This window comes from Rickettsia montanensis str. OSU 85-930, assembly GCF_000284175.1.
GTDB classification, from domain to species: Bacteria; Pseudomonadota; Alphaproteobacteria; order Rickettsiales; family Rickettsiaceae; genus Rickettsia; species Rickettsia rickettsii.
Genome location: NC_017043.1, coordinates 635,648 through 654,158, shown reverse-complemented (window position 1 = coordinate 654,158; position 18,511 = coordinate 635,648). Strand labels below are relative to the sequence as shown.

Genomic DNA, 18,511 nt, shown 5'->3' with positions numbered 1-18,511 from the left:
GATTAAAACGGTATTTCGTCGTCTAAGTCGCTATGGTCAAAGGAATGATTTTTAGTTTCAGGATGTTTATATTCGCTATGCCCTGAATCTTGAGTATGATTATTAGAGTTTTTACTATCTAATAATATTAATTGTGAATTAAAGTTTTGTAACACAACTTCCGTGGTATATTTTTCTTGACCTGAATTATCATTCCACTTACGGGTTTGCAATGAACCTTCAATATATAATTTGCTACCTTTTGTGACATAGCGTTCTACAACAGATACTAGCCCTTCACTAAATATCACTACTCTATGCCATTCAGTTCGTTCTTTTCGTTCGCTGGTAATGCGATCTTTCCAAGTTTCGGTTGTTGCTAAGGAAAGATTAATGATTTTTTTCCCTTCGCCCGTAGTTCTCATTTCCGGATCACGCCCTACATTACCTATTAATATTACTTTATTTAAACTACCTGCCATAGATTACTACCTACTTTAAAATATTATTATTGCAATAATAAAATAAAAGAGCCTATAATACCACAGGTTTTTTTAAAAATATCTCAAAAATTTTGTAGTGAAGTGATTATGAACCAAGAATATATTAAGGTACGCGGTGCTAAAGAGCATAATCTAAAAAATATAAATGTTAATATTCCAAGGAATAAATTTGTTGTTATCACTGGTCTTAGCGGTTCAGGCAAGTCTTCTTTGGCGTTTGATACTATTTATGCAGAAGGTCAAAGGCGATATGTTGAAAGTTTATCTTCATATGCAAGGCAATTCTTACATTTACAAAATAAACCTGATGTAGAATCTATTTCCGGATTATCGCCTGCTATTGCAATTGACCAAAAAACTACTTCCAAAAATCCACGTTCTACGGTTGGAACTATAACGGAAATTTACGATTATCTTAGGTTATTATATGCAAGGGTGGGTATTCCTTATTCTCCGGCAACCGGTCTTCCGATACATAGCCAAACAGTTTCCGAGATGGTAGATATAATTAACGAACTACCTAAGGGTACGAAAATATATTTACTCGCTCCTATTGTTAGAGGACATAAGGGTGAGTTCAAGCGTGAAATTATGAATCTGAAAAAGCAAGGCTTTCAGAAATTAATAGTTAACGGGGAAGTTTGCGAAATTGATGATTTACCGAAACTTGATAAAAATAAGAAGCATAATATAGAAGTGATCGTTGATAGAATAGTTCTAGACGAAAGTTTAGGTAATAGACTTGCAGATAGCTTAGAGAGTTCGTTAAATCTTGCCGAGGGTATTACTTATTTGGAAATTGTAGAATTACCGCCGGCAGTTAAGAGCGAGTTTGAAAAAAATCAGCGTATTACTTTTTCCGAGCAATATTCTTGTCCGGTATCGGGTTTTCAGCTTACTGAAATAGAGCCTCGAATCTTTTCTTTTAATAGCCCTTTTGGAGCATGTCCTAAATGTGAAGGGATAGGTAAGGAGTTTTTCTTTGATAGAGATTTAATAGTTCCGGATCAAAGAATTTCTATTAAAGACGGTGCAATAGTGCCTTGGGGTAGTACATCTTCTAAATTTATCCTAGAGACATTAAAGGCTCTTGCCAATCATTATAAATTTTCTATTGAAGTACCTTTTGTAAGTTTATCACAAAATGTTAAGGATATTTTATTTGAAGGTTCAGGAGAAGAGGCAATAAAGTTTGAATTTCACGATGGTTCTAAAACGCAAATAATAAAACAACCTTTTGCTGGTATAATACCAAGTTTGCAAGAAAAGGACCGTACTATAGAATCGGTTTTAATTAAAGAAGAACTAGCTAAATTTAAGTCAGAGCATAAATGTACTGCTTGTTCAGGGTTTAGATTAAAAGACGAAGCATTATGTGTTAAAATAGCAAATTTTCATATAGGCGAAGTAGCAGGTATGAGTATTGCAGCCTTGCAAAAATGGTTTAGTCACTTAGAAGAAAAATTAAATAAAAAGCAATTATTTATTGCTGAGCGTATACTCAAAGAAATTACCGAGAGATTAAAATTTCTTATGAATGTCGGGCTTGATTATCTCACGTTATCACGAGAAGCAGGTACTTTATCGGGGGGGGAAAGTCAGCGTATTCGTCTTGCATCTCAAATAGGTTCAGGACTGAGCGGTGTTTTATATGTACTTGATGAGCCGTCTATCGGTCTTCATCAACGAGATAATACAAGATTAATTGAGACACTAAAAAGGCTTAGAGATCTGGGTAATACCGTTTTGGTAGTCGAGCATGACGAAGAAACAATATATGAGGCAGACCATATTATTGATATAGGACCGGGAGCCGGTATTCACGGCGGTCGTGTTATTGCGGAAGGAAATGCTGAAGAAATAAAGAATTTTGAAGAAAGTATCACAGGTAGGTATCTAAGCGGTCGTCAAACAATCAAAGTGCCGTCTGAAACAAGAGTAGGGCATGATAATAGGGTAATTGAATTACTTGGGGCGGTTTCCAACAATTTAGATAATGTTGATATCAAAATTCCGCTTGGTACTTTTACCGCTATAACGGGCGTATCGGGAAGCGGTAAATCAAGCTTGATGATTCATACCCTATATAAAGCGGCTCTAAAGCATTTAGAGCCAACTAGCAAAGTATTTCCCGGCAAATATAGAGAGTTAAAAGGACTTGAATATATTGATAAAATTATCGATATTAATCAATCTCCGATAGGTAGAACTCCTCGTTCAAACCCTGCGACTTATACAGGTGCCTTTACCCATATTAGGGATTGGTTTGTGGAATTACCTGAATCAAAAGCTAGAGGGTATAAAGTAGGCAGATTTTCGTTTAACGTTAAAGGTGGTAGATGTGAAGCATGCCAAGGTGACGGGCTAATAAAAATAGAGATGCATTTCCTACCTGACGTATATGTAAAGTGTGATATTTGTAACGGTCACAGATATAATAGAGAAACGCTTGAAATAAAATATAAAGGTAAATCTATTGCCGATATTTTGATGATGACTGTAGAAGATGCGATGCAGTTTTTTGAAAAAATACCGTTAATCTATGAAAAATTAATTACCTTAAATGAAGTAGGCCTAGGCTATATTAAAATCGGTCAGTCTGCTACTACTCTTTCAGGTGGTGAAGCACAACGCGTTAAGCTTGCTAAAGAATTATCAAGACGTTCAACCGGTAAAACGCTTTATATACTTGATGAACCGACTACGGGATTACATATCGACGATATTAATAAATTGTTAAAAGTATTACATAAACTTGTTGATATGGGCAATACCGTTTTAGTTATCGAGCATAATTTAGATGTTATAAAAACTGCAGATTATATTATTGACGTCGGTCCTGAAGGTGGCGACAAAGGCGGTAAGATAGTTGTATGTGGCACCCCTGCCGACATCGCTGCCTGTGAGGAAAGCCATACCGGTAGATATTTAAAGCAATATTTGGTGTGATCTAATAAATAGCAAGTTACTCTATATAATTTGCTATTTTCTAAAAATTATCATATTTTATGGTTATTACCATGTTTTATGGTTTTCTGTAGAATAATTATAAAAGAAGAAATTAATGAAAGTTACATTTAATAGTATTGAAAAAATTTATAATTTATTAACTACCGAAGAATGTATAGATAAAAAAGATCCGAAGAAACGCTTAGAACAAAATTTTGATCAATTAAATACTAATGATGAAAAAATACATAAGCAATATTTAAGTACAAAATACACGCCTTAAAAAAATCTTATTAGTAAAGAAGTATGTAAGGAAATATTGCCATATTGTCAAATAATCGCTGACTTATATAAGGAGAATGGCGGTTTAAATTCTTTAGAAATGGCTAAAAAATTATCTACTTAACTTTGGAAATTTAGAAGATATAAAAAGTTACTTAAAAACTGTTAATTATGATACAAAAGAAACAATAGAATTGAATTTTCAATTTAATTTACCACAAAAACTTCTTCCAAAACATTAGAATTTTTTCAAATTTTAAATAAATCTGGAAGAGACTCATTATATATTTTCAGTAATGCACACTTACTGGAAAAAACTGAAAAATAAAAAATTCTTAAAGAAAATAAATTAAATGATTTTCAGCAGATAACTAAAAATGATTTAAAAGAATTAGTAAATCAAGTAACTGAAATAGTAATTAATAAGTACAACGAAGAAGAATTATCAGAAGAAAATAAATTACATGCAAAAAATTTAGCTAATTTTTCTTTAAAAGGAAAACTAGATAATAATAGTTTTCAAAAAGCATTGAACTTTATAAAAGAATATAAGTTAAAAAAAGAAGGTTATATGCCTGATATTAATTTTGATATAGAGGTAAAAGGCAAAAAGTATAATTTTTCTAAATTACCTGCCGATGATATGAGAGGTTTTATGCTTGGTGAATTTAGTAATTCTTGCCAATCTATAGGACATGATTCTACTATTGAAGAGCTAAAAACTGATAGTAAATTATTACAACAAATTATAATAAGTAAGCAAATTAACCGAGATTTAACAGTAACATAGGTTTTACTTTTGCACAAATTTCGAATATAGAAAACGATAAACAAGAATTCTTTGTTGAAAATGACTATAATATAATTTGACTGACGCCGGTATTAGTGTGAAAGAATTACTTGCAATGAAACCAAGTCAGCAAGACTTAGTTATTAAAAATAGTTTGCGGGTAAAAATCTTAATTGACGACGGTCTTAGTATAAAAAAATTACTTGCTATAGAAGCAGGTCAGTAGAAACTCCTTATTGAAAATAGTTATAAGGTAAAAAGCTTATCTAAGGCCGGGCTCACTACGAAAGAATTGTTTAATGTGATAACAGGCCAACAAGAATCAGGTAATACAAATGAAAATGATTTAACTCAGTTCGATAATACGGATCACAATGCATTAAAAGTAGAGGTGATAGGTGATGCTACAGAACAAGCTTAGGTGAGCGTGGAATACAATTCAAGTATAATAGAATTCTTGTATAACATAGCTAATAAGGAGAGATCCTTTTGGAGACAAATAAGTTATGCAAGAATTCTAATGCTTATGGTCATGGTGGTGGGTATAGAAGCCTAGAGCAGAAAGTGCATTTGAGAATTCAGAGTTAGGAGTTATTTCATTTGGTATTCCGCTGCAACATATGTGACCGTTTAAGCATATCACTTGATCGGAGTTTTTTATTACGGTAAATAAATCATGAGAAATCATAAAAACCGTAATATTTAGCTTTTTACGAATCAAATTAATAAGCTGATAAAATTCTTGTTGGCTTGTTACGTCTAAAGACTGTAACGGTTCATCTAAAATAATTAAGTCGGGATTATTAACTATTGAACATGCAAGAACTACCTTTTGAAACTGCCCTCCTGAGAGCTTAGAAATTTCTTGATCTTTTATATGTTCCAAATCAATAAATGAGTTAATCTCTTTAATATTGTTATTAAAATTACTCGGTGCTAACAAATCTAAAAATTTTTTTACTGTAATAGGTAAATCAGGAGTTAATCCGAACTTCTGCGGTACATATTCAATTTTTAGTCTAGGACCAATTATAATCTCACCGCTTGTAGGTTTTTCAAGCCCAAGCATTAATCGTACTATGGTAGTTTTACCTGCACCGTTAGGTCCGATTAAAGTAGTGATATTATTTTTTTTGACAGTGAAACTAACGTTATTTATCGGCAATTTATTACCGCATTTTTTAGATACGTTACGAAACTCGATTATAGGTTTTTGCATGTGTCAGTTCACTTCTGTCATCCCGTGGCTTGACCACAGGATCCAGTAATAAATACTAAAGTTATTAATGTTTTAAGTTATTTTTCTAGATCCTGTGGTCAAGCCACGGGATGACACAGTAGGCAATAAATAGCATTCATTAAATAGAATAAATGCCGATTAGTTCTGCCTCGGCAAGTAAATGTTTTTGCAGGGCTAATACTAAATCTTGCTTGCTAGCATTCTCATCAAGCTCAAGATAATCATTTAGAGCATATAGTTTAAAAAAATAACGATGAGGTTTGCCGGCAGGTGGACAAGGACCACCGTATTTTTTTTCTTGCCAGCTATTATTTAAAATTTTAATACTACTATCTATTTGTCCTTCTGAAAGCTTAGTAATAGAAGCAGAAATATTATATATTACCCAATGATCCCATATACCGTGTGGCGGTGCTATTTCTACCGGTGCATCCGGATCATCCATTATAAGTGCAAAAGATTTAGTATCTGAAGGAGCATTACTCCATTCTAGATGCGGTGAAACATTTTGTCCTTTACAAGTAAATTTATCAGGAATGCGATCATTATGTTTAAATGCCGTACTTGTTATTATGAAAGTCATAGGTTGCTCCTTTTGTTATAACGTCATTACGAGCAGCCATAAGCTGCGTGGCAATCTCATGAAATAATAAAATCCCTGAGATTGCTTCGGCAATTACTTCGTAATTTTCCTCGCAATGACGTTTTGTCTATCAATTTACAACTTGCCATTGTCCGTCAGGTTGGCGGCATGCATTACCGTATGCTTTTTGTTGTTTTCCGCCTATTACAACTGTTTGAGTGTACTCACGGCAATATTGACCAGTGCTATTTCTATAAGTTTTATTAGGTGTTACGTAACCGTAATTGCCGTTATCCGGATTACGCCATTCTACGTTACTACCGCTAGGAGCTGTTTCTAAAGCTCTCTGTGAGGTAAGCTCTGCAAGTCTTCTATCCTGCTCATCCATACCTGCACCGATTTGTCCACCAAGAACTGCTCCAAGTAATGCACCTACACCTACTCCAACAAGCTGTCCTTTGCCCTGACCGAATTGAGAACCAAGTAATGCGCCGCCAGCACCGCCAAGAAGTGTGCCTGTACCTTGTTTATTCATACCGCCCGGACCGTTGCAGGCTTGTAACATAGAAGCTGCAAGAGCTATAATCATAATTTTAGATAATAGTTTCATATAATTCTCTCTAAATTAATATATAATTTAATGAGTATATGGTTTTTGGAATTTTGTAAAGCTAAAACTAGATTCTGTAAACAAAATTTAAATTATTTGTATTTTAAAATATTATTTTTAATTTTGTTCACGGAACCTCATTATAATTGAATTTTATATTTTCTTTGTTAAACTACAAAAAATAAATTGGAAAGATTTGTCATGGATACTAATAGCCGTAATCGGTTAATAAAATCGGCATCTTATTTATCGGTTACTACGGCATTAATGATTTTAAGTGTAAAATTATATGCTTGGGTTGTTACCGGTTCGCAATCAATCCTTGCTTCTTTAATTGATTCAATGCTTGATATAACTTCCTCCTTTATTAATCTAATAGCTTTAAGATTTGCCCTGCAACCGCCGGATCATCATCATCGATTCGGGCATGAAAAAATGCAGGATTTAACAATTTTTTCTCAATCGATATTTTTCTTTGCTTCAGCTTTTTTTGTAGGCTTTTCTTCGGTTAAATCTTTATTTGAAAAAACAAAACCGGAGAATATTAGCGACGGTACTACTGTAATGTATGTATGTATATTCTTAACAATTATTTTAGTGCTTTACCAAACTTATGTAATTAAAAAAACAGGATCGGAAATAGTAAAAGCCGATAAGCTTCATTATTTCACGGACTTACTAACTAATGTTATAGTAATTATCTCTATAAATTTAAGTGATTATTTTTGGTTTGTTGACCCATTATTTGGTGTAGTTATTTCGTTATATATATTTCACTCTTCTTATTCTTTATTTAAAAAGGCATTTAAAAATTTAGTAGATCATGAATTACCCGAACAAGATAGACAAAAAATTATCTCGATAGTTAATAACCATTTAGGGACAAAAGGTATGCACGAAATGAAAACTAGATATGCCGGTCAAAAAGCTTTTATCCAGTGCCATCTGGAAATGGACGGCAATATGTCGCTTTATAATGCTCATAAAATTAGCGATGAGATTGCTTTTGAAATATTGCAGGAATTTCCGGAGGCTGAAATAATTATCCACCAAGATCCTTTTGGAATCGAAGAACACGTAAATTACCGTGAATATATTGTTAGATAAAGAAGCTAATTTTAATAATTTTTTCATGGAGCAAGCTTTAAAACAAGCCAAGATTGCTTTTGATAAAAATGAAGTCCCGGTCGGAGCGGTAATTGTAGATATGTTAAATCAGAAAATTATTGCTAGTACCCATAACAATACGGAAGAAAAAAATAACGCTCTTTATCATGCTGAAATTATTGCTATTAATGAAGCATGTAATCTTATATCTTCTAAAAATTTAAATGATTATGATATTTATGTTACTTTAGAACCTTGTGCTATGTGTGCGGCAGCTATAGCTCACAGCAGGTTAAAACGTTTATTTTACGGAGCTTCTGATTCCAAGCACGGAGCAGTTGAAAGTAATTTGCGATATTTTAACAGTAGTGCTTGTTTTCATAGACCGGAAATATATAGCGGAATTCTTGCCGAAGATTCGGGGCTATTAATGAAAGAGTTTTTTAAGAGGATCAGAACTGTTATTTCTAGACACAGTGATAACCTAGATGATGTCATTCCCGCGAAGGCGGGAATCCACAAAAAATTTTTAAAAACAAAAAGTTAATGGAAATTATATTTAGTTTTTATTTACTGAATTCCCGCTTTCGCGGGAATTACATAGAGGATTGCAAGAATGACATAAAGAAGTAAGAAAACATGCTAAAACTATTAACCCCCTATTATTTTAATAAATTATCAAAGGTTATAATACCTATATTAGCTATATCTACTTGCGTAATGATGATTATAGGTCTTTATTTAGCCATCATAGTTTCGCCGGTAGATTATCAGCAAGGTGAGTTTGTACGCATTATGTATGTTCATGTCCCTGCCTCTTGGATGGCTCTTGGTGTTTATGTTTTCATGGCAGCATGCAGCTTTAGCTATTTAGTATGGAAAACTACTATTAGCTATTTGCTAGCCGTAGCTTCTAGTTACGTTGGGGCTACTTTTACTTTGATTAGTTTAGTAACAGGTTCTTTATGGGGAAAACCTATATGGGGGACATGGTGGGTTTGGGATGCAAGACTTACCTCCATGCTCATATTATTTTTATTATATTTAAGCTATATTATTATAGTGAATAGTGCGGATAATATAAGAAAGGCACAAAATCCTTCTTCTATTATTGCTCTTATCGGACTGATTAACATACCGATAGTAAAATTCTCGGTAAATATTTGGTATAGCCTGCATCAGCCTGCTAGTGTTTTAAGGCTAGGGAGTCCAACTATTCACTCTTCAATGCTAAAGCCTTTAATTATCATGTTTATTAGTTTTATATTATATTTTCTATTAGTATTACTTTTAAGAACTTCTATATTAATCGACAAAACCAAAAATAGATAATAAAATGACTTATGTTGTAACCGATGAATGCATAAAATGTAAATATACCGATTGTGTTGAAGTATGTCCTGTAGATTGTTTTTATGAAGGTGAAAGGGAAGATGATTTTATGTTAGTCATTAACCCCGATGAATGTATAGATTGCGGCGTTTGTGTTCCTGATTGTCCTATAGGTGCTATTAAACCCGAATCACCGGGGTTAATAGAATGGGTAGAACGTGCAAAAGATTTTATAGAAAATAAAGGATGGCAAAATATTACCAAAAAAAAACCTGCTTTGCCTGATGCCGATAAATTTAAAGATGAGAAAGATAAGTTTAATAAATACATCAGGTTCTGTGAGGATTTCTAATTGATTTGTTATTTTGAGATATTTTAAAGCGAAAATTATAAGCTTTTTGAAGGAATAGTTAATCCTATTTCAAAAAAATCTTATAGTTTGTAGCAAAAAATAGCCAAAATTAAATCTTTTAGAAATCTTCACAGAACCTAAAATAACATGAATTAACTATATGTGTTTATTTTATCACAAAACTTAATAAAAGCTTTATTACATGAATCTAATTGCTGATTAAATATAGAACTAAAAAATATAATGTGTTATACATGCCATTAAGATAATGTTTAATTATTTAATTTGAGGTGTTAATCATGAAAAAGTTACTTTTAATAGCTGCTACAAGTGCAACAATTTTATCTTCTAGCGTATCATTTGCCGAGGGCATGGATAATGAGTGGTATTTAAGAATAGATACCGGTGCAGCAATGTTTAATAAAGAAAAAGATAAGGCAACCGGTGTTAAATTAAAATCTAATACAACTGTTCCAGTTGATTTAGGTATCGGTTATTATATTTCCGAAAACTTTAGAGCCGATTTAACTTTAGGTACTATAATCGGTGGAAAGTTAAAGAAATCCGGAGCTGCGACTAATGCACCTTTTACCGGTACTAATGTTTCAGCAAGCCATAAACCTACTATTACACGTTTACTTATTAACGGTTATGTAGATTTAACTAATTTTGATATGTTCGATGTTTTTGCTGGTGTCGGTGTTGGTCCTGTATTAGTTAAAGAAAAAATTACATATAATGGGATAACCGGTCTTTCATCTAACACTAAAAACAACACTAATATTTCTTGCAAGCTAACTTTAGGTACTTCTGCACAAATTGCCGATGGTGTTAAAGTAGAACTAGCTTATAGCTGGATAGATGATGGTAGAACAAAAAGTAAGAATGTAGTTTACCAAGGAACAAGTGTACCAACCGGTGGTATGCGTTATCAAAGCCACAACTTAACAGCCGGTATAAGATTTGATATATAATTAATCAAGAATATATTAATAATATCAACTGTGGCTTAACCACGGTATCTAGAAGTACAAAAAAAAGACTGGATTCCGTGGTTAAGCTACGGAGTGATATTAGACGACAACTCAGAAATGTCACTTAAAACTATTTTTTATCGAATTTAGGTAAAAATTGTAAAGTTATTATCTAATATCGTTTTTACTAACAACTAATAAAATTTAAAGGGAAAATTTAACAACATGAAAAAATTACTTTTAATAACAGCTGCAAGCACAGCACTTTTAACTTCCAGTTTTTCATTTGCTGATTGTGATATGAATTCTTCTGTAGATTCATCTACTAATTCATCGATGTCATCACCTGTGGAAAGTCAATGGTATTTAAAACTTAATGCCGGCGGTGTGATTTTTAACAAAGTGAAACCTAAAGGAGCAGATTTTAAGTTAAAGTCTAATACAGGATTTACAGGTGAGATCGGTGCGGGTTACTATATCATGGATAATCTAAGAACCGATTTAACAATTGGAACGGTAGCAAGTAGTCATTTAAAGAAATCAAAAGCTTATCTAGACGATGATCCTTTCTCAGTAAAAATTACAAATAAACCTACTATTGTAAGTTTATTACTTAACGGTTATGTTGATTTCGTCGATTTAAGCATGTTTAAAGTATTTACAGGTGCAGGTGTTGGTGCTGCTTTTGTAAGGGAAAAAGTTAACTTGAAAGATATTGGAGGTGGTGTAACTAAAACTTACAACGGTGTTACTAAAAACAAAACTAACTTTGCTTATCAATTATCTTTAGGAACTTCATTTGAAGTTGCACAAGGTGTAAAAGCTGAACTAGTTTATAGCTGGAGAGATTACGGTAAAACAAAAAATACCACCAAAACTATTAATAGGGATAAGGTTATATTTGGCGGAACCCGTTATAAAGGTCATAACTTAATGGCAGGATTAAGATTTGATATGTAATTAGTTTTAAATCTTTTTACAAGCTATTAACACGAAAAAGGAGTCTTTAATAAAGACTCCTTTTTTTGTTTGTGTACCTTTTGCCTACGTGGATACTGAGACGTCATGAGCTAAGCGACTGCAAGGTATTACCGCATGATTCAGCTTTTTCGTCATTGCGAGAAAAATTACGAAGTAATTGACGAAGCAATCCAGTAAAAAATTCTGATTTATAGCATTTTTATTATTTTTCCTAGATCCTACGGCTGCGGAGTTGTTGTATGGTTCGAAAAGCCCGTATGATGTCATTCCCGTTTCCGCGGGAATTATTTTTTCCTTTATAAAACGTTACGTTCATTTGATGTATTGCTTCAAAGCCTAAATAAATTTTAATACGTTCTAGAATAATATCTTGATAATAAGGTAATTCTGCTGCAGTAGCATTATCTTCAGCTTGTATAAACAGCGTATTAATCTTTTGTTTTTTATAAGTATAGGTGGTGATTTTTAAAGGTAATGCTTTAGTGCTGAAGTTAAACCCGACTATTTTATTCCAGTTAATCATGATTTCAGGCAGCAATGGATGTTGTTTGGCAAATATACGTCTAACTATTTTATCGATATCCTCTTTAATTAGCTTCATTTTAATAAACTTTGCACTGTTAAAGTTATGACGGCTAAAGCAAGCATTATAGATATTACGGGAAAATGTAAAGATGTAACCGATATGATCATTAAAAATATATTACAAACTGCTATAATCGATACTACTTGTTTATGAGATTTACCTTTTTGTACTGCTTTTTGAAAAAAATGCTTTAAATGAGGCTGCCAAATTTTTTCTTTATTGAGTAGCCGAATTAATATGGTTAGCACTGCATCAGTGATGTAATATAAGCTAGCAATAGCACAAGCTATAAATAAATTAGTGCTTGTAAGAGCCAGTAGGAGCAAACAAAGACCCGTTAAGAATCCAAGACTAATACTTCCCACATCTCCTAAAAATATTTTTGCCGGATGCCAATTAAATATTAAAAAACCACAAGAACAACCAAGAATAATAACATTTACACTAGCTATAAAATATGGATTATTAATAGCCGGAAATTGTAAAAAACATAATATGAGCATAGTGCTAGATAGATGGATAGATTCCACACAACTCATACCGTCTATACCGTCCATAAAATTATATATATTAATAAAACCGCTTAAAGCTATAACTAAAATAGAATATATTAGTATATGTACAGAGTTTAGCTGCGAAAAAAGAAAAATAGCAAAAGCTGCACAAATTAAGTGGACTATTAAACGAATTAGAATAGGTACGGCTTTTAAGTCATCTAAAAAGGAAATCGAAGCAATTGCCAATAATAACGGTAATATTTTTATTGAATTAACAAAGTTATTGCTCGTTATATATTCAAATCCGCTCAAAGCAATCATTACAACAACTACAATAGCAAGACCGCCGCCGCGCGGTGTTATCTTATCATGAGAACGACGGTTACTTGGTATATCAACTAAACCGATAGTAGGAAGATATTTAGTTAATATATATGTTAATATAGTGGTGGATATAAAAGAAAAAATAAATAATGTGTTGTAGCTATTTATATTCATAGGAACATATTAGATTTAAAACTATAATATTTGTTATTACTTATAATGACGTGATCATGTACTATAATATTTACGGTTTGGCATGTTTCTGCTATCTTATTTGTCATATGAATGTCGGCTTTTGAAGGTTCAGGGCTACCGCTTGGATGATGATGCACAAGTATTATCTCACGTGGATATACCGCAGCTTGGTCTATAGTTCCTTGACTTAAAACCTCATCAGCAATTAAAATATTTTTCTTATTCAAAAATAATATACGAAATTGCTCGAGTCGCATATTGCCCATATTAACTTTTAAATAATCAATCCAAGAACTCCAAGAAGCACTAATATTTTTATTTATTATTTTTTGTTTCAATACTCTAATTTATCAGCTCACGTATTAGAGCAAAATTGATATATAAATTTTCATTGGTGCCTTTAATACTAAGTAGCCTTTCCTTATCAAGGTTAATTAAATCCGTAATATCAAAATGATCAAGTAATTTTTTAGCAAGAGGTTTTACGTCTTTACGAGGGATAGCCGAAAATAACATTACTTCAAGTAATTCGTAATCGGAAAAATGTTCTGCTCCAGCGGCAACGAAGCGTTCTTTTACTCTTTTACGGTGACCTATATAATAAGGCGTATCTATTTCATCATTACTAAATTCTAACAAATTATTTTCTAACATTCTTTATGTTTATTCAAATTATAAATAAGTAAAATGTTGCTGATGTCATTCCTAGCTAAAAGCGGGAATCCAGTAATCTTTAATGTCATCCTAGCTAACTTGATCGCGGGATCTAGTCTTTTTAAATGCTTTTTGGATCCCGTGGTCAAGCCACGGGATAACACCGAGTGCGTTTTTCGATCCACGCAACAATGTCCCGCGGGAATGACATAGATAGCTATACAACAAAATCAATTTTTACCCTACAGTTTAGTATGGAGGATAATCAAGTTTTTTAGGTGATAACGTAAATATTTCAAAACCGTCTTTAGTTACGCCTATAGTATGCTCAAATTGAGCCGATAATGATTTATCACGTGTAGTAACTGTCCATCCATCTAGTTTACTTAATATAGTGTCATAATTACCGGCATTTATCATAGGTTCAATGGTGAAAAACATCCCTTCTTCTAACGTTAGACCCGTGCCGCTGCGACCGTAATTTAATATTGACGGTTCGTCATGAAAAACTCTTCCGATACCGTGACCCGTATAATCTCTAACCACAGAATAATTATGTTTCTCGGCATAGCTTTGAATAGCATGTCCGATATCACCGAGTTTAGCACCGGGTCTAACTACTTCAATTCCTTTCATCATTGCATCATAAGTTACTTGAATAAGACGCTTTGGCTTAATTGCTACGTCACCGACATAATACATACGGCTAGTATCACCGTACCAACCGTCTAAAATTACCGTAACATCAATATTTACTATATCACCGTTTTTTAACGGTTTATCGTTTGGAATGCCGTGACAAACCACATGATTTATAGAAGTACAAATCGATTTCGGAAAGCCTTTGTAATTTAACGGTGCAGGAACGGCATTATGAGAAGTAATAAAATTATGACAAAGGTCATTTAAACTATTAGTATTGACGTTCGGTTTTACGTGATCAGTAATAAAATCGAGCGTCTCTGCAGCTAATTTTCCTGCTGCCCGCATCTTTATGAAGTCTTTTTCCGTGTGGATTTTTATGGTCATGAATTTTGGTTACCTTTCCCTCAAGTAAAAAAATATATTTTTCATAATACAAAATGGCTCTTTTAATGTAAATAACTTATCCTATTATTGAGAAGTGCTGCTATGTTACTTGATTTAGGTTTTGGATATTATATAATTGCTAATATAATTATTATTTAACATAATGGGTGTAGCTAGGTTATTATTTGCTCTTTCTGTTGTGGCTGCACATTCAACTTCTCATCCATTTCTTAAATTTATAGGTGCAACAATTGCAGTACAATCTTTTTTCATGATTTCTGGCTTTTATATGGCTATGATTCAGAGCAATTATACAAGCAAAATGAAATTTTGGAAAAGTAGATATTTAAGGCTTTATCCTACTTGTATCTTTTGTATTTTAGTTACTTTCTTCTTGCAGCAAAAATTTTCTTTTTTAAGGCAATTGTGTAATCTTCCATTTCCGGCTGGTTTTTTTAATTTTTACAAACCTAACAATGTTGTTGTAAGATGTAACAATGTTTATTGGAATTAATAATACAGTACATTTTACAAGATACTTTATTGACTACACGCCTCCTCTTTATCAATTTTTGTTGATACCTCCTGGCTGGTCAATTGGGTTAGAAATTTCTTTTTATTTTATGGCACCTTGGATTCTAAAAAAGAAAAATATCTATATTTTATCCATAATTTGTATATCTTTAATTACTAGAATTATTCTTCAGTTTAATGGATTTATAGGAGATTCTTGGTCTTATAGATTCTTTCCTTCTGAACTTGCAGTTTTCTTAATTGGTAGTCAAGCATTTTATATTTATACTAATCAAGAAATAAACGAAAAAAAGTCTTGGCTTAGTCAATTACTCTATATTATATATTAATAATTATTACTTTTCCGTTTATCCCAATAGAGCCTCAACTAAAAAAATTACTTTTTTATTGTTTATTTGCTCTATCTTTAGGAAAAATATTTGACTTAACCAAAGATAATAAGTTAGACAAATTAATTGCTTTACTCTCTTACCCAATATATTGTTGTCGTTTAATTGTCTTGTATAATATATTACCTGCTATTTCATGTTGGGTTGATAATGAGACATTTCTTAATACGTTGGTTACTTTTATAACAGTAATAATTATTTCTTTATTGAAAAGCCTATAGAGTATTATAGAAAAAGGTATAAAACTCATAATTTAGCTTAATATTTAAAACTATGCTATATTACATAAATAAAATTCTTTCAAACAATAAGGTACAAGCGGTTATCTTAGGGATAATCGGGCTTGGGATTGTTACTGTTCTCACGTCATATAATATAGACGATCCGTCTTTTAACTCGGTCACAACAGAGTACCATAGTAATTTAGTCGGAATTTTTGGCTCTTATTTATCGGATTGTTTATATCAATTTTTTGGGTTGGCTGCTTTTATTATACCGCTTGCTTGCTTTGTTTGGGGGAGAAATTGTTGGTATGGAAGATATCGCGGCTCATTTATCCGTATGTTTGTAATGTTGCTTGCTCTCGTTAGCAGTAGCACATTATTATCTAAGATTAAGCTAGAATTCATACCGGCAAATGCAGGTGGAGCTGTCGGAATAATAGCTTCTAATTTTTTTGAGCGATTTACAAATCAACTATACTTATTATTAATATTTTTTACCTTTATTATATTAGTTGTTTTATTTGAAATTAAATTTACTTCTTTAAGTAATTTTATTATTAAGCTAGGTAAATTTTTAATCTATCGGATACAATCTTTTTTACATAATGTATTTTCACGATTGTCGTCGATAAGATTATTCCCTACTAAAAACAATGATAAGATAAATATAACTTCTTCTTACCAAAAGCCTGTAAGTGAAAAAGTAAAATTCCCTGAAGAAGTGAGACCCGTACCTGCAAATCCTATAAAATTCTTTAGCAAACCTGTTAGCCCTAAAATATCTCAAAGCGAAATAGCAGAATTGCCGCCTATTTCGTTATTACGTGATCCTGAAAACCATCATGTAAAAGGAGCTTCTTCCTCAGAGCTTAAACAAAAGGCTGAAGAGTTATTAACCGTGCTGAATGATTTTGGAGTTAAAGGGCAGATAATTAATATCAATCAAGGACCGGTGGTAACTCAATATGAATTTGAGCCGGCAGCAGGCACGAAAACATCAAGGGTAGTAGGATTATCTGACGATATAGCACGCTCACTATCTGCTTTATCAACAAGGATAGCAGTCATACCCGGCAAAAACGTACTTGGTATTGAGCTTCCTAATAAGCAGCGTGAATTCTTTTGCTTAAAAGAACTTATAGAGACCCCAGAATACCAAGACAAATCAACTTTATTGCCGTTAGTCTTGGGTAAAGATTTAGCAGGTAAGCCGCTGATTGCCGATCTTGCTAAAATGCCTCATTTATTAGTAGCAGGAACCACTGGCTCAGGTAAATCCGTCGGTATTAATGCGATGATTGTGTCACTCTTATATCGCTATACTCCCGAAGAATGTCGCTTTATCATGATTGATCCGAAAATGCTTGAATTATCGGCTTATGATGGAATACCGCATTTGCTAACTCCCGTGGTAACCGAGCCTTCTAAAGCGGTAGTTGCTCTTAAATGGGCAGTTAAGGAAATGGAAAATCGTTATAGAATGATGAGCAATATCGGTGTTAAGAATATCGCAGGTTATAATGCAAAAATCTTAGAAGCGGTTAAAGAGAATAGGGTAATTGAGCGTTCGATTCAAACTGGTTTTGACCCTGAAACAGGTAAGCCTATTTACGAAACCGTTACAATGAACATGGAAAAACTACCTTACATAGTGGTTATTGTTGATGAGATGGCTGATTTAATGCTAGTTGCCGGTAAGGATATTGAAATGCTGATTCAAAGGCTTGCTCAGATGGCAAGAGCGGCAGGCATCCATATTATTATGGCAACGCAAAGACCTTCTGTAGACGTTATTACTGGTGTCATTAAAGCCAATTTTCCAAGTCGTATTAGTTTTAAAGTTACCTCTAAAATCGATAGCCGAACGATTTTAGGAGAGCAAGGCTCCGAGCAGTTACTCGGTATGGGTGATATGCTATTTATGGGGAGCACTTCCAAGATAAGTAGGGTACACGGACCGTTTGTTAATGAAGCCGAAATTGAGCAAATTACGGAATATTTGAAAGAGAGTGGTACGCCTGAATATATCTCTGCCGTTACCGAGCAACCTGAAGAAGACGATAGTAGCGTTGATATCGGTGACGGTACCTCTGATGAAGTGCTTTACAAAAAAGCTGTGCAGATAGTGCGTGACGAACGCAAATCTTCCATTAGCTATATCCAAAGGTCGCTTAGAATTGGCTATAACAAAGCTGCCAACTTAGTTGAGAAGATGGAGAAAGAGGGAATAGTCTCACCACCAAATCATACAGGTAAAAGAGAGATATTATTGCCTGAGAGGTAGGGTATTTTTTCGTCATGCGCTACGCAGCCGTAGGCGTTGTTGCATGGCTCTTATGTCATTCCTGCGAAAGCAGAAATCCAGCATAAAGCGAGCTTTGAATTTCAAAAATTTGT

21 protein-coding genes and 2 pseudogenes are annotated in these 18,511 nt (G+C 33.1%); 14 read left to right on the top strand and 9 right to left on the bottom strand.

Annotation, left to right across the window (positions count from 1 at the left end):
- Nucleotides 1-2: 2 nt before the first annotated feature.
- Nucleotides 3-461: a single-stranded DNA-binding protein gene (locus MCI_RS03570; protein WP_014014871.1), complete on the bottom strand. Its 459-nt coding sequence runs from the start codon at nt 459-461 to the stop codon at nt 3-5.
- Between the two features lie 108 nt (nt 462-569).
- On the opposite strand from MCI_RS03570, the gene uvrA reads away from it, so the two are divergent.
- The 5 genes and pseudogenes from uvrA (at nt 570) to MCI_RS10280 (ending at nt 4,729) form a co-directional block, all read left to right on the top strand.
- A complete protein-coding gene (gene uvrA / locus MCI_RS03565) occupies nt 570-3,431 on the top strand; it encodes an excinuclease ABC subunit UvrA (RefSeq protein ID WP_014409687.1) in 2,862 nt (953 codons plus the stop codon).
- Between the two features lie 115 nt (nt 3,432-3,546).
- Nucleotides 3,547-3,714 (top strand): hypothetical protein, encoded by a 168-nt coding sequence (locus MCI_RS08520; protein ID WP_014409686.1) that lies wholly within the window; start codon nt 3,547-3,549, stop codon nt 3,712-3,714.
- Nucleotides 3,715-3,813: 99 nt separating this feature from the next.
- Nucleotides 3,814-4,101, top strand: a pseudogene (locus MCI_RS10515) (hypothetical protein); the annotation flags it as partial.
- A 183-nt stretch (nt 4,102-4,284) separates the two neighbouring features.
- Nucleotides 4,285-4,503, top strand: a complete 219-nt coding sequence (locus MCI_RS03560) for a hypothetical protein (RefSeq protein ID WP_156794966.1) — start codon at nt 4,285-4,287, stop codon at nt 4,501-4,503.
- A 97-nt stretch (nt 4,504-4,600) separates the two neighbouring features.
- On the top strand, nt 4,601-4,729 hold the full coding sequence (locus MCI_RS10280; RefSeq protein WP_269479116.1) for a hypothetical protein: 129 nt from the start codon (nt 4,601-4,603) through the stop codon (nt 4,727-4,729).
- Between the two features lie 291 nt (nt 4,730-5,020).
- Here the strand turns inward: MCI_RS10280 and MCI_RS03550 are convergent, their stop codons facing one another.
- From MCI_RS03550 to MCI_RS03540, 3 genes are all read right to left on the bottom strand, one after another.
- Nucleotides 5,021-5,722 carry a metal ABC transporter ATP-binding protein gene (locus MCI_RS03550; protein ID WP_014409685.1) on the bottom strand — a complete coding sequence of 234 codons (702 nt, stop codon included), beginning with the start codon at nt 5,720-5,722 and terminating at the stop codon, nt 5,021-5,023.
- Between the two features lie 139 nt (nt 5,723-5,861).
- Nucleotides 5,862-6,326, bottom strand: coding sequence for a YbhB/YbcL family Raf kinase inhibitor-like protein (locus MCI_RS03545; RefSeq protein ID WP_014409684.1), 465 nt, complete (start codon nt 6,324-6,326; stop codon nt 5,862-5,864).
- A gap of 130 nt (nt 6,327-6,456) precedes the next feature.
- A complete protein-coding gene (locus tag MCI_RS03540) occupies nt 6,457-6,936 on the bottom strand; it encodes an RT0821/Lpp0805 family surface protein (RefSeq protein ID WP_014409683.1) in 480 nt (159 codons plus the stop codon).
- A gap of 201 nt (nt 6,937-7,137) precedes the next feature.
- On the opposite strand from MCI_RS03540, the gene MCI_RS03535 reads away from it, so the two are divergent.
- The 6 genes from MCI_RS03535 to MCI_RS03510 all read left to right on the top strand — a co-directional run bounded on the left by MCI_RS03535 (nt 7,138) and on the right by MCI_RS03510 (nt 11,661).
- Entirely contained in the window at nt 7,138-8,043 is a 906-nt protein-coding gene (locus MCI_RS03535; RefSeq protein ID WP_014409682.1) for a cation diffusion facilitator family transporter, read from the top strand.
- On the top strand, nt 8,024-8,590 hold the full coding sequence (locus MCI_RS03530) for a nucleoside deaminase (RefSeq protein ID WP_014409681.1): 567 nt from the start codon (nt 8,024-8,026) through the stop codon (nt 8,588-8,590). Before MCI_RS03535 ends, MCI_RS03530 begins: the two co-directional genes overlap by 20 nt.
- Before the next feature lie 92 nt (nt 8,591-8,682).
- Nucleotides 8,683-9,375: a heme ABC transporter permease gene (locus MCI_RS03525; RefSeq protein WP_014409680.1), complete on the top strand. Its 693-nt coding sequence runs from the start codon at nt 8,683-8,685 to the stop codon at nt 9,373-9,375.
- Nucleotides 9,376-9,379: 4 nt separating this feature from the next.
- Entirely contained in the window at nt 9,380-9,727 is a 348-nt protein-coding gene (locus MCI_RS03520; RefSeq protein ID WP_014409679.1) for a ferredoxin family protein, read from the top strand.
- 299 nt (nt 9,728-10,026) lie between these two features.
- Entirely contained in the window at nt 10,027-10,701 is a 675-nt protein-coding gene (locus tag MCI_RS03515) for an outer membrane beta-barrel protein (protein ID WP_014409678.1), read from the top strand.
- Nucleotides 10,702-10,926: 225 nt separating this feature from the next.
- The gene (locus MCI_RS03510) at nt 10,927-11,661 is read left to right on the top strand and encodes an outer membrane protein (protein WP_014409677.1); all 735 of its coding nucleotides are present in this window, start codon (nt 10,927-10,929) and stop codon (nt 11,659-11,661) included.
- A 232-nt stretch (nt 11,662-11,893) separates the two neighbouring features.
- Here MCI_RS03510 and MCI_RS03505 read toward each other — a convergent pair whose 3' ends face one another.
- The 5 genes and pseudogenes from MCI_RS03505 to map form a co-directional block, all read right to left on the bottom strand.
- Nucleotides 11,894-12,283 carry a DciA family protein gene (locus MCI_RS03505; protein WP_014409676.1) on the bottom strand — a complete coding sequence of 130 codons (390 nt, stop codon included), beginning with the start codon at nt 12,281-12,283 and terminating at the stop codon, nt 11,894-11,896.
- Nucleotides 12,280-13,263 carry an MraY family glycosyltransferase gene (locus MCI_RS03500; protein ID WP_014409675.1) on the bottom strand — a complete coding sequence of 328 codons (984 nt, stop codon included), beginning with the start codon at nt 13,261-13,263 and terminating at the stop codon, nt 12,280-12,282. Before MCI_RS03500 ends, MCI_RS03505 begins: the two co-directional genes overlap by 4 nt.
- Nucleotides 13,250-13,622, bottom strand: a pseudogene (locus MCI_RS03495) (JAB domain-containing protein). The gene MCI_RS03500 and the pseudogene MCI_RS03495 overlap by 14 nt, the downstream one beginning before the upstream one ends.
- A gap of 4 nt (nt 13,623-13,626) precedes the next feature.
- Complete coding sequence (locus tag MCI_RS03490; RefSeq protein WP_014409673.1) at nt 13,627-13,938, bottom strand: UPF0758 domain-containing protein; 312 nt, start codon at nt 13,936-13,938, stop codon at nt 13,627-13,629.
- Between the two features lie 249 nt (nt 13,939-14,187).
- Nucleotides 14,188-14,967, bottom strand: a complete 780-nt coding sequence (gene map / locus MCI_RS03485; protein ID WP_014409672.1) for a type I methionyl aminopeptidase — start codon at nt 14,965-14,967, stop codon at nt 14,188-14,190.
- Between the two features lie 163 nt (nt 14,968-15,130).
- Here map and MCI_RS09795 point away from each other — a divergent pair, with 163 nt between their 5' ends.
- From MCI_RS09795 to MCI_RS03475, 3 genes are all read left to right on the top strand, one after another.
- A complete protein-coding gene (locus MCI_RS09795; protein ID WP_232202737.1) occupies nt 15,131-15,481 on the top strand; it encodes an acyltransferase family protein in 351 nt (116 codons plus the stop codon).
- Between the two features lie 109 nt (nt 15,482-15,590).
- Nucleotides 15,591-15,830: a hypothetical protein gene (locus MCI_RS09790; protein WP_232202736.1), complete on the top strand. Its 240-nt coding sequence runs from the start codon at nt 15,591-15,593 to the stop codon at nt 15,828-15,830.
- A gap of 333 nt (nt 15,831-16,163) precedes the next feature.
- Nucleotides 16,164-18,398: a DNA translocase FtsK gene (locus MCI_RS03475; protein WP_014409671.1), complete on the top strand. Its 2,235-nt coding sequence runs from the start codon at nt 16,164-16,166 to the stop codon at nt 18,396-18,398.
- The last annotated feature ends 113 nt before the right edge of the window (nt 18,399-18,511 follow it).